Genomic DNA, 10,966 nt, shown 5'->3' with positions numbered 1-10,966 from the left:
GCACGACGGCGCAGCTCAAGCGGGTACTGGGAAGGACGTGCCATAACTCGATCCTCTCAAACGATCGAGTCCCTACCGAACCCGGAACGGTTCACACCGAGGCGAGGCCAGTCAAGGCGCTGGTGGGCAGCTCGAGGGACGCAACGCCTTGGGGGGAGGGTTGAGCGGGGAGAATGTTGTGTGGGGTGGTGGTGGGCGGGCTGGGTGGCTGCCGTGTGGGTGGAGGAGACGACGCTGATGGGGTTGTTGGGCGGGGAGTTGGGGGCGCGGGAGGGGTGGCCCGGGTGCGGTGGCCGCTGTCCTCGACGAGTGACGGGACCGGCGGGGCGGCACCGTGTGTGTGGGGGGCCGTGCGGGGCGGGCCGTCCACCGGTTAGCATCGCCGGGTTCGTGTCGCCCACCGGCCCGGGCGTCGTGGCGCGGCGTACCGGGGAGCTGACACGGCATGAGGACCAAGAGCGCAGCGGCGTGGGCGGGAGCGGTGCTTATGCTCGGCGCGGCCGTCGGCGGCTGCGCCGCGTCCTCGCTCCTCTCGCTCGGGGTCCCGCCACACCCAACGGCTACCACGACACCGGCCCGCCCGACTGGGTCCACCGCTGGCCGGCCGAACTCCTGTGGGGCACCCACAAACCGTAAGCCCCGCTCCATGGGCCAGCGCCCAACGCCACCGTCTGCGACCTCACCGGACGAGGAGCTGCACTCGGACGCCGAGCCGATCGAATCGCACCGCAGCCCTCCGGTCATCGAGAACCACTGACACGGCGTCAAGGCAGCCTGCCCGAATCCGTGTCGACCAGTTGGGCCGGGGCAGGCCAGGCCGCTATTCATGGGACCAGGGCCGGGGACCAGGACCAGGGTCCTGGTCCTGGGTGTGGCTAACTCCCGGGCCGACCGGGGGGCACACTGGATGGTCCGACACGTCCCCGCGCGGCGAGAGTTGGGCCCATGAAAACGCACAAGGCCCTGCTCACCGCCCTCCTCGTCCCGCTCGGCGCCACCCTGGCCCTCGCCCCGGCCGCCGCCTCCGCCACGACCCCGCCCGCCGCATCGGCCCCCGCCGGCGCCGCTGCGCCCACCGGCCCACAGGAGACCGCAGCCGCCGCGTTCCGCTCCCCGCAGGCGGCCCTCGACCAGATGGCCCGCCCACTGCGCACCACCGACCCCCGCGGCAGCCTGACCGACCTGCGCCCCTTCGGCCGGATGATCGGCGACGCCAAGGTGGTGGGCATCGGCGAGGCCACCCACAACTCGCACGAGTTCTTTACCCTCAAGCACCGCATCACGCGGTACCTGGTCGAGAAGAAGGGCTTCCGTGCCTTCGCCCTCGAAGCACCCTGGAGCAGCGGACTGCGCCTCGACGCCTACCTCCTGCGCGGCGAGGGCAACCTGAAGCAGATCATGGACGAGGAGTTCCAGGGCACCTACCAGTTCTGGAACACCGCCGAATACCGAGACCTGCTCCAGTGGATGCGCACGTACAACATCAAGCACCCCAAGGACCCCCTCCACTTCGTCGGCGACGACAACGGGTTCGCCGGAGCCGAGCTGTACGACAAGGTGAGCGACTACGCGGCCAAGGCCCGCCCCGAACTCAGCGCGCAGCTCACCGAGCTGTACCGGGGCCTGCGCCCCACCACCGACGCCGAGAAGTACGTTGAGGAGTACCTCGCGAAGCCGCTGGCCGAACGCAAGGAACTCGCCGAGCGAACCGGAAAGGCACTGGACCTGCTCAAACAGCGGCCCGGCAGGAACGCCGACGCCGACGCGCACACCTGGGCCGTCCAGCACGCCACCGCGATCCACCAGATGACCACCATGTACGCCTTCGACTGGGACGACCCACAGAACGTCACCGACGGCATGCGCTACCGCGACCAGGTCATGGCACAGAACGTCACCTGGTGGCAGCGACAGACCGGCGACAAGATCGCACTCTCCGCCCACAACAGCCACGTCGCCCTCAAAACCTACTCACCCAACACCCACCCCAAAGCCCAGGGCGACTTCCTCCGCGAGCAATTGGGCCGCGACTACCTGAGCGTCGGCCTCACCTTCGACCAGGGCTCGTTCAACGCCCTCGGCCAGGACGGCGCCATCCACCACTTCACCGTCGGCCCGGCCGCACCCGGAACCACCGAGCACACCCTGGACCGGGTCCGCCACCGCGACTTCATGATGGACCTGCGCAACGCCCCCGCCCCGGCCCGCGCCTGGCTCACCGCACCACGCACCGTCAAGAACATCGGCGCCACCTACCCCTGGAACGGCAACGCCGCACAGATCCGGCTCGCCCAGACCCACGACCTAGCGATCCACCTCCACCGAGTGGAGGCAGCAGACATGCTTAAGTAGCACCGGACCGCACGGCACAGCGGCGGCACGGGAGGCCGGCCGGCCCGACATCCCGCGCCGCCAGAGCATTCCCCATTTGGGCTGGTCCATGGTGCAGGAACGACGCCCCGACCAAGCGGCATGTAGCCTGCGATGCTCTCGGCGGGTCGAAACGGCGTGACCTTTGGCAGGTGATCTTGACCGGGCCAGGCGAGTTTGACCGCTCCTAGCTATCGCCGCTGTTGGTGGGGCTCCGGCGTCGGTTCTTATGGGAGTGACGCGCCAGCTCGGCCACGGCGAGAGTGGCTGTCGCCACGCCACGGACCCAGCGGGGTCCGCCGCGCCCCGCCCACACCACACAGACACACCCACCGACAGCGAGCACCAATACGCCCGACAGCACCAGATCAATCATGTTCTTCCCCTCCGCGTTCAACCCTACGGTCTTGCTGATCGTCGCCGACAACTCCACAGGAACAGGGACTCAGGGAGAGCCCAGGCCACTACTCCACCGGATTCTCCTCGGCTGCCGCGCGGCCTTCTTCGCCGCCAGCTCGACGTCATGCCGCGGCTGCGCTGTTGCCGTCGCATGCCCGGTGACGGCGACTGCCGCCTGAGAGGCGACGGCGTGCACCACGCGGTGCACGGCGTCGCCCGCCTGCACAACCTCGCTCTCACGGGATGACTTCCGCCGCATGCGGGGCCTGAGAAGGCGCCCGGGAGACGGCTCCCCAGCTCGCAGTCGCGGAGGAAAGTCAGTCGAGGCAGAACTCGTTGCCCTCGATGTCCTGCATCGTGATGCACGACTCGTTGACGCCATCGGCGCGCTGCGTCAGCACGTGCTTCGCGCCGAGCGTCATCAGCCGTGCGCATTCGGCCTCGAGGGTGGCCAGGCGCTCGTCACCCACGAGTCCGGCGCCGGCCCGCACACAGAGATGCACCCGGTTCTTGACGATTTTGCCCTCGGAAACTCGCTGGAAGAGCAGGCGCGGGGCCACGCCCGAGGGATCAGTACACGCGAAGTAGATCTCGTCCTCAGGCGGCAGCGAGTGGTGGTACTCCTCCCACGTGGTAAAGCCCTCCGGGACTGTCGGTACGACGTACCCCAGCACCTCGCACCAGAAGGCGGCCAGGCGCGCAGGTTCCGCGCAGTCGAAGGTCACTTGGAACTGCTTGATCGTTGACATCGGCGCACGGTAACAGGGCCCTGCTCATCTCCCCGGACGGGGGATCCACACGTTGCCGGGAGGACGGCCCCTGCCATCCGCTGCTGGGTCGTGCGGTCACGGGGGCGAACCGAGGTCAGTGCTTACCCAAAGGGGAACCACGATCCCGGCCACTCTCGTGCTGCCAAAGATCAATCGTCCGCGCCCACATCCAACTCCAGGCCCCTACCCTCCTCATCTGGGACAACCTCAACACGCACCGGACGGGGGGATGCGCCAGTACACGGCCGACCACGACTGACTCACCATCATCTATCTCCCCTCCTATGCACCAGATTTGGACCCGGCGGAGGGCAGGCTGGTCCTTACCGCGGCGCGGCTGGCCGGCCAACATCGCCTGCACGGGCGACGACCACCTTGAACGCTCCCTCGGCGCCGCGGACTGCGGCACGTCCAGTACCGCTGCGAACTCATCGACGGCTGCCTCACCGGCACCGGACTGGGCCCCACTAGCCAGACGGCAACATCCCGAACAGATCAGTAGCGACACGGTGATCCGTGGACGGGGGCCGCCCGCGAAGCTCGTTGCCGGGCACGCGTCAGTAGGCCCCGATCGACCAGAACACGCCTACCTCGTCGTCCCCCACGGCCATCACGCCCAGGTCGTCGAACAGGTCGAGGCCGCCGATGTACGCGGACGTGAGGAAGCTGTGTGAAGCGGTGCCCCGCAGGCCTGCGGCGAGGAAGTCGGGGGCGGGGTTGCCGCGGGCCGCCGTCGCGTTGGTCCAATAGCGTGCGGTGGGCCCGTACCTGTCGAGCAGCATCCGCGCGTCTGCCAGTACCGAGTCCTGGTCCGGGCGGGTGCGGACGGGCGCGGGTTCCATCTGCCATTCCTCGGTCATGACGGCGAGCGCGGCGGCGGCCGCGTCCGCATCGAGGGGGTGGAGGCAGTCGGAAAACCGCGACGCGGCCGGCGGGTCGAAGGGATACGCGGGCACCGTGTGACGGGCGTCGTTGGCCCGGTCCCAGTCCAACTGGATCCAGCCCCGGGGGTCTCGGACCGTGCGGTGCAGGACGGCGAGGACGTCGTGCGCCCAGTTCTCGTGGCGGCGAGGGCCGGTGGCCGTGAAGGTGTAGACGTCGTCGAACAGGCGCAGGGCTGCCGCGTTCCAGGGACAACGACGGCCGCGGAACTCCGTCAGCAGGCTGCCGACCTTGCGCCTGAAATCGTCCTGGGGCGCGCGGGGGATGAGCAGAAGCCGGTCCCGGGCCCAGTCGAGGAGTTCGTCGGCTTGCTTGGTGGCCGGGGAGGCGGGATCCTGCCGGACCGCAGGGTCCGCTCCGCGCCACAGAGCCTCCAAGTGCGCATCGAACACATCGAGGGTGGACGGGCCGCCGGGCTGGTGCATGGCGCCACACTAGACCGCCCCTTCCGCAGCAGCACAGCCCGTGGCACCAACCTGTGCACCACGATCGCCGGACGGTCTTCCTGCTGCCATTGTGGCCGGTCGTCGCCGGTGTGACGTCAGGCGTCGGTCAGGAAGGCAGTGGCGCGTGCGTCGAGTTCCGCGGCGGGGCGGACGCCGCGGGCGCGGAAGCGGCGGAGATCGCTCCGAATGCTCTTCACGGCCTTGAGGGTGCGGACGGAGTGGACGCCCTTCATGTGGTCCATGGACCGGTTCCACGTGTCGCAGGCTTGCTCAATGAGTCCCTGCTTGAGTTGCATCTCGGCTTCGGCGACGAGGTCGAGGGCGACGATGCGCGCGTAGGTGATAGCCGGGCGGGCGGCAGCGGCGCGGCCGTACTGCTCCGCGGCCGTCTTGTGGTCGCCGAGGGTCTCGAAGACTTTCGCGGCCCGGGAGTGGACAGAGGCTCGAGGTGGTCCCCAGGCCAGAGCCCAGAAGGGGACTTCGTCGCCTCGTTCCGTGGCGAGCAGGGTCTGGGCCCTTTCGGTCTCGGCGAGAGCCGCTTGCCGCCTGCCGGTCTTGGCCAGGGTGTGGGCGTGGACGATGCGGAAGAGGGCCTCGGTCTGGACGTCGACCTTGCCCTTGGCGCGGTTGAGGCCGGTCTCGGCGAGGCCTTGGCAATGTTCGGGCCGGTTCAGCTTGAGCCCTTGCATGGCCATGGTCCGCATGACGAATCCGTCCTGGCCGACCAACCCGCCCTCAGCGGCGAGGGCGAACGACTGGAGGTAGTACCGCTGTGCCAAGGCCTGGTTGCCGGCGTCGTAGGCCTTCCAACCGACTAGGTGCACGCCTCGACTGGCGGCGGACAGCATCTGCTGGCGCACCTCATCGGTGCGGAACCGACCGCGGCACAGCGGCGCGACGTCGTCGCGGAGGTACTGGATGAGGGCGGTGCGACCGTGCTGTCCGCCGTGACGTTCGTCCATCTCGGAGAACAGGTGGACCATGTCGCGCACCGCGGTGACTTCAGCCATGCCAACGACGGCACCAGTGCGGGCGCCGGCCCGGGTGCGTGAGGCGATGTCGACGACGGAGCCCAGGGGCAGGGCGGCTGCCGCCACGGAGTAGGCGGAGGTGGCGAGGAAGTTGCGTCGGTCCAATTCGCCTCTCCACATCGGCATCAGGGCGTCGATCGGGTCGTCGCCGAGGGACAGACCAATGCTGTCATCCTCCATCCCGCGTAGGGGCCCAAGGCCGATGTCCTCGGTTGTGAGGAGCCGTCCGAGCCTGCGGGAGAGCGCGATCGCCAAGTACCGACCGGTGCGGGAAGCCGGAATGGCGCCGGAGACCCAGTGCTCGACGGCGGACTTGTTGGTGCGTAAGCACTCACCGTGCTCGGCGGCCACGGCCCGCACCGCTGCCGCGAGGACCGCATACGTCAGACCAGAATCGGCGACGAGCTGTCTCAGCTGGCAGTTCGGCGTGCGCTGGGCCATGGCATCCCGCCCCCGTATACCCGATATACCGCTCCGCGTGCTGTCCACGCTACCCGCCAACACCCGTGCGCACTTCACTAGTTGGTGAAGCCCGGTGACGTTGTGTCGACCGGGATTGGCCAAGGAAGGGGATCGCGATGCAGGACCAGACGCGTCCGTGGGAGTCCGTGTTCGCCGGCCCGGAGATCACCGCCGTGCCGGGCGATGAGGCCCGCTTCGATGAGAAAGCCGCGGACACCTCGGACCAGGGCCGGTTCGAGGACTGACGGCTGATCGCACAGCGCCACCGGGGGTCCGCGCCTGGCCGAGAGCCGCGCGGGCCCCGTCGTCTTGGCCGATACAGAAGGAGTTCGGACATGCTGGAGTGCTCGGTCGACCTGCGCGCCGTTCAAGGACCGTGGCAGTGGCGCGGCGAGGAGAGAGGCTGGGCCAGGGGAGAGGACCGAATCCTGCCGCTGTCCCACCCAGCGCTGGAAGCGAGGTCGGTCACCGACGGTGCCAGAACGCTGATGGTGGTGCGTGAACGGGCCGCAGGCCGGGCCTCTCTGCTGCGGTCGATCGCCCCGGCTCCGGTGGATGAGGCGGTGTACGAGCGCGCTGTCCAGGAGTGCCGCAGCTGGCCGGTGCAGGGCATCTGGATTGAGGCAGGCCTGCAGGGTGTGCGACTTCAGACGGGGCTGGGCGGGGTGTGCCCGCTCTATCTCACCCATGCGCAAGGGCGGTTGACCGGCTCGTGGCAGCTGATGGACTTACGCGAGCGCCTCTCTCCTGACGCGCTCAATGAGCTGGAGGTGATGCGGCTGCTGGTCGGCCGGCCCCGCTACGGCCACGACACGCTGTTCACAACCATCCAGCGGCTCTCCGAGCGCTCCACCGCGTACGCCGATGCTGAGGGCCTGCGCCTGGCCTACCCTTCAGCCGCCGCGCATGCCCTGCCCTCCGAGCTGGCCGAGAACGCTGATGGTGCGGCGCTGGTGGATGCCTTCGAGTCGGTCGTCGACCACGTCCTTACCCGCCGCCCCTTCGCCCCTGGCCGGACTGCCGCGCAGTTGTCGGGCGGGATGGACTCCACCAACCTCGCCATCTCCCTCGCGCTGAACCACCCTCAACGGATCACGCCCTGCGCCATGCTGATCGGCGGCGACGCCGGAGAGCAGCAGGTGCTCCGGCGCCGCACGGTGATCGAGCACTTCGACCTCGCCGCCGATGTCACAGTGCCCGCCTCGGCATACCCACCGCTGTCGCCGGGCGCCCTGCGCCGCTCGCACCCCGGGGCGATCAGTCCGCTGGACGAGCCGCACCTGGAGGCCGCTGACGCGCTCGCCCAAGCCGTGCGGACACGCGACATCATCACGGTGGTGTCCGGGTTCGGCGGTGACGAAGTCGCCCGTGTCCGCCACCCAGAGGGCGGGGCAACCCCGGCGCCGTCCGCACCCGCTTGGTGCGGCGAACGCGTCCGGGATCTGCTCGGCGAGGTCAATACCGGCATTGCGCCGCCCACCGTGGCACCGGAGACAGCGCTGGTCGCCCTGGAGGTCGCCACCCCGCTGCTTGCCCGCCGCGGCCTGTGGACCCTCGCCCCGTTCACCGACGCCGACCTGGTGCGCTTCGGCCAGCGACTGCCGATCGAGTGGAAGAAGGACAAGCTCCTCCTGCATCAGCGCCTGGCCGCCCGTGGCCTGCCCGAGGCGGTGGTGAACCCTGCCCTGCGGGAGAACTTCGGCCACTTGATGAACCGCGCGGTGCACGAGTACGCCACCGGTCTGCTGCGTGGTTGGGGCAAGGACCTGCACCTCATCGACCAGGGGTATCTCGATGCCGCGGTGCTCGCCGAGACCTTCGAGCGGGCTGCGCTGAGCCCGCACGAGGCGGCGCCGTATCGCACGGGACTGTTCCTGATCACCGCTGTCGAACTGGCGCTTCGGGCCCTGTAGACGTCCTGTCCATCACACGGGCGACTTCGGCTCAAAGGGCCCCAGAGCCCACGGCGGACGCACCAGGATGGGGCGGGTGACGCAGTCCTCACCCGCCCCGAAATCCTCCGGCTCCCCGCAGCAAGTCGGCTACCAGAGCGACCCGCGCTTCGAGGACATCGCGAACGCCTCCTGGTGGGCCATGGCCGCCCGCCTCCCACGCACGATCGCCGCTGCCACACGGCTCGGCTGGGCTGCCGACCGCCCCGCCATGCTCTGGCTCGCGCTGTGCCAGCTCGTCGTCGCCATCGCCTCAGCCGTCGCACTTGCCGCACTGCCCGGTGCGATGAGCCACCTCTTCACCGGCGGACCGGTCGCCGAGCGGGTGGATGCGGCCACCGGTTCGCTGATCGTCGTCGCCGTCGCCACCGGAGTGCGGGCCGGGGCCGACGCGCTCGCCGTCTATGCCTCCGCCCGCCTGGCCCCGGAAGTCGCCACCGAAGCTGACCTGCAGATCCTGGCCGCGACCCCAAAGGTGGAGCTGGAGGCGTATGACCGGCCGGGCTTCACCGACCGCCTCCAGGCCGCCGGCAAGGGCGCTGAGGCAACCGAGACCCTCATCGGCGACGCCCAGGCCCTGATGTCCGCCCTGGCCCAACTCATCGCCGCGGCCTCCGTACTGACGATCCTGCACCCGCTGCTGCTGCCGCTGCTCGTCCTGGCCGTCGTGCCCAAGGGCGCGGCCGCCATCACCACCTCCCGGATCCAGCACCGCGCCGACTACCAGAACATCTCCGACAACCATCTGCGCTACCTGGTGCGCTACTACTCCACCAACCAGCGCACCGCCGCCGAGGTCCGCGCCACCACCATGGCCGGCTTCCTGACCACCTGGTACCGCCAGATCACCGACCGGATCAAAGCCACCCACCGCCGCGCAGCCCCGCGCGTCCTGCGCGTCACGCTGCTCGGCTCCGCCGTCAGCGGCCTGATGCTCGCAGCGACGTGGATCGCGCTCGGGTGGCTGGCCGCCACCGGGCGGATGGACCTGGCCATCGCCGCCACCGCGGTCATCGCGGTGCGCACCTCCACCGGCGCCCTGACATCCCTGGTCATGGCCGCAGCACGCCTGTTCCGTACCTCGCTCTACCTCGAGGACTGGCAGTCCTTCCTGCGCACCGCCACAGCCCTACGCGCCGAGCGCGGGACCGCGCAGGTCCCGGCCGGGGCACCCGCAGAGATCCGCGCAGAGAACGTCTCCTACACCTACCCCGGCGCCGACACCCCGGCCGTCGACGGCGTCAGCCTCACCCTGCGCCGCGGCGAACTGATCGCGCTGGTCGGAGAGAACGGCTCGGGCAAGACCACCCTCTCCGCCCTGCTCACCGGACTGCGCGTCGCCAACACCGGCGGCCGGGTGACGTGGGACGGCGTAGACCTGGCCGAAGCCGATCCGCACAGCCTCTGGCCGCGGGTGGGACTCGTCCCGCAGGACTACACCCGCTGGCCCATGAACCTGCGCGACAACATCCACCTCGGCCAACCCCGCACAGAGGACGACGCCCTCCTCCTGGACGCTGCTCGGGCCGCCGGCGCGGACAGCGTCATCGCGAAAGTCCCCTACGGCCTGGACACCTTGGTCGCGAGCTCCAACTGGGGCGGCACCGACCTGTCAGGCGGGCAATGGCAACGCATCGCGGTCGCCAGAGCCTTCTACCGGGACGCGGCCATGCTGATGCTGGACGAGCCGACGTCTGCCATGGACGCGCGCGCCGAGCACCTGGTGATCAGCCGGTTCAAAGGGCTCGCCGAGGGCAGGGCCGCAGTCTTCGTGACGCACAACCTTGAAAACGCCCGGATCGCTGACCGGATCATCGTTCTCGACGGCGGCCGGGTTCGGGAAGAGGGCACATGGCAGGAACTTATGGACCGTGGTGGGCTTCTCGCCGAGCTCTACAAACTGGCACAGGACCGCTGAACTACAGCCAAAAGATCCTCTGGGCCGCACCCGATCATGCTGGGGCTGAACGAGGGCGGCTTTGATCGCGTAGCCACTCCGGAACCATCCGAGGGCATGATGCGCACGGGCCTGGGGTGCACGAATTGGCGGTTTCGGTCCTGGAAGGGTGCACCGTGTAGCGGGTTCGGTGTGACCTGTGGATTCTCAGCGCCGCACCCCTGTCCCCACGAGGTAGTTCAGTGTCCGCAGGAGTCGTGGCGCAGGGCAATCAGCGTGCGATCCGGGGGAATCCGTCCGGCAGGCGCCGACGCATTCCCGCGGGCGCCGGGAGCGATCCAGGAGTCCGGGCATGCCCTCCTGCTCGAACCGCCGCCGCCAGCTGTGCAACGTCTGACGCGAGGTGCCGTACCGGGCCGCGACCTCACCGATCGGGGACCCACCGAGCACCTCGCGGACAGCCCGGTAGCGGTACTCGGCCAACTGCTGAACATCCACGTCACCGACGGAAGCAGCCCTGCACCCTCGGTGGTCGGGGGATGACGGACGTTCAGCCGAACGTGTCAACCATGTCCAGAGCACAAACGGTCGAGCATCTCCTGAGTGGCTGTTGTCATTCCGATCTTGAGGGGAGTGCGTCGAACGGGAGTCTCGATCGGGTGGTTGCCGCTGGCCGTGGGCATGAAGGCAGGGCCTC

At 69.3% G+C, this 10,966-nt stretch carries 9 protein-coding genes and 1 pseudogene; 5 read left to right on the top strand and 5 right to left on the bottom strand.

Features of this window, described 5'->3' with window-relative positions:
* The first annotated feature begins 945 nt into the window (after positions 1 to 945).
* Positions 946 to 2,352 carry an erythromycin esterase family protein gene (locus tag ACWFRU_RS41890; RefSeq protein WP_453694069.1) on the top strand — a complete coding sequence of 469 codons (1,407 nt, stop codon included), beginning with the start codon at positions 946 to 948 and terminating at the stop codon, positions 2,350 to 2,352.
* 205 nt (positions 2,353 to 2,557) lie between these two features.
* Here ACWFRU_RS41890 and ACWFRU_RS41885 read toward each other — a convergent pair whose 3' ends face one another.
* Positions 2,558 to 2,746 (bottom strand): hypothetical protein, encoded by a 189-nt coding sequence (locus ACWFRU_RS41885; RefSeq protein WP_453694067.1) that lies wholly within the window; start codon positions 2,744 to 2,746, stop codon positions 2,558 to 2,560.
* Positions 2,747 to 2,935: 189 nt separating this feature from the next.
* Between ACWFRU_RS41885 and ACWFRU_RS41880 the strand changes: the two are divergent.
* Positions 2,936 to 3,016 (top strand): annotated as a pseudogene (locus ACWFRU_RS41880) (IS5/IS1182 family transposase); the annotation flags it as partial.
* A gap of 70 nt (positions 3,017 to 3,086) precedes the next feature.
* Here ACWFRU_RS41880 and ACWFRU_RS41875 read toward each other — a convergent pair.
* The 3 genes from ACWFRU_RS41875 to ACWFRU_RS41865 form a co-directional block, all read right to left on the bottom strand.
* Positions 3,087 to 3,518, bottom strand: coding sequence for a VOC family protein (locus tag ACWFRU_RS41875; protein ID WP_453694065.1), 432 nt, complete (start codon positions 3,516 to 3,518; stop codon positions 3,087 to 3,089).
* A gap of 578 nt (positions 3,519 to 4,096) precedes the next feature.
* Entirely contained in the window at positions 4,097 to 4,906 is an 810-nt protein-coding gene (locus tag ACWFRU_RS41870) for a hypothetical protein (protein WP_453694063.1), read from the bottom strand.
* 116 nt (positions 4,907 to 5,022) lie between these two features.
* The gene (locus tag ACWFRU_RS41865) at positions 5,023 to 6,399 is read right to left on the bottom strand and encodes a hypothetical protein (RefSeq protein ID WP_453694061.1); all 1,377 of its coding nucleotides are present in this window, start codon (positions 6,397 to 6,399) and stop codon (positions 5,023 to 5,025) included.
* A gap of 137 nt (positions 6,400 to 6,536) precedes the next feature.
* Between ACWFRU_RS41865 and ACWFRU_RS41860 the strand changes: the two genes are divergently transcribed.
* The 3 genes from ACWFRU_RS41860 to ACWFRU_RS41850 all read left to right on the top strand — a co-directional run bounded on the left by ACWFRU_RS41860 (position 6,537) and on the right by ACWFRU_RS41850 (position 10,290).
* Positions 6,537 to 6,665, top strand: a complete 129-nt coding sequence (locus tag ACWFRU_RS41860) for a hypothetical protein (RefSeq protein ID WP_453694059.1) — start codon at positions 6,537 to 6,539, stop codon at positions 6,663 to 6,665.
* Positions 6,666 to 6,755: 90 nt separating this feature from the next.
* On the top strand, positions 6,756 to 8,333 hold the full coding sequence (locus tag ACWFRU_RS41855) for a hypothetical protein (RefSeq protein WP_453694057.1): 1,578 nt from the start codon (positions 6,756 to 6,758) through the stop codon (positions 8,331 to 8,333).
* A 76-nt stretch (positions 8,334 to 8,409) separates the two neighbouring features.
* Positions 8,410 to 10,290 (top strand): ATP-binding cassette domain-containing protein, encoded by a 1,881-nt coding sequence (locus ACWFRU_RS41850; protein WP_453694055.1) that lies wholly within the window; start codon positions 8,410 to 8,412, stop codon positions 10,288 to 10,290.
* Between the two features lie 186 nt (positions 10,291 to 10,476).
* On the opposite strand, the gene ACWFRU_RS41845 is transcribed toward ACWFRU_RS41850, so the two are convergent.
* Positions 10,477 to 10,767: a helix-turn-helix domain-containing protein gene (locus ACWFRU_RS41845; protein WP_453694053.1), complete on the bottom strand. Its 291-nt coding sequence runs from the start codon at positions 10,765 to 10,767 to the stop codon at positions 10,477 to 10,479.
* Between the last annotated feature and the right edge of the window lie 199 nt (positions 10,768 to 10,966).

It is taken from the genome of Streptomyces sp. NPDC055099, from assembly GCF_053607685.1.
The sequence above is the reverse complement of the archived record's forward strand: the minus strand, read 5'-3'. Positions and strand labels throughout refer to the sequence as shown.

Bases quoted from the DNA above. Each gene is read 5' to 3' on its own strand.
- ACWFRU_RS41875 (WP_453694065.1), bottom strand. From the start codon at position 3,518: ATGTCAACGATCAAGCAGTTCCAAGTGACCTTCGACTGCGCGGAACCT.
- ACWFRU_RS41865 (WP_453694061.1), bottom strand. From the start codon at position 6,399: ATGGCCCAGCGCACGCCGAACTGCCAGCTGAGACAGCTCGTCGCCGAT.
- ACWFRU_RS41870 (WP_453694063.1), bottom strand. From the start codon at position 4,906: ATGCACCAGCCCGGCGGCCCGTCCACCCTCGATGTGTTCGATGCGCAC.
- ACWFRU_RS41855 (WP_453694057.1), top strand. From the start codon at position 6,756: ATGCTGGAGTGCTCGGTCGACCTGCGCGCCGTTCAAGGACCGTGGCAG.
- ACWFRU_RS41860 (WP_453694059.1), top strand. From the start codon at position 6,537: ATGCAGGACCAGACGCGTCCGTGGGAGTCCGTGTTCGCCGGCCCGGAG.
- ACWFRU_RS41885 (WP_453694067.1), bottom strand. From the start codon at position 2,746: ATGATTGATCTGGTGCTGTCGGGCGTATTGGTGCTCGCTGTCGGTGGG.
- ACWFRU_RS41890 (WP_453694069.1), top strand. From the start codon at position 946: ATGAAAACGCACAAGGCCCTGCTCACCGCCCTCCTCGTCCCGCTCGGC.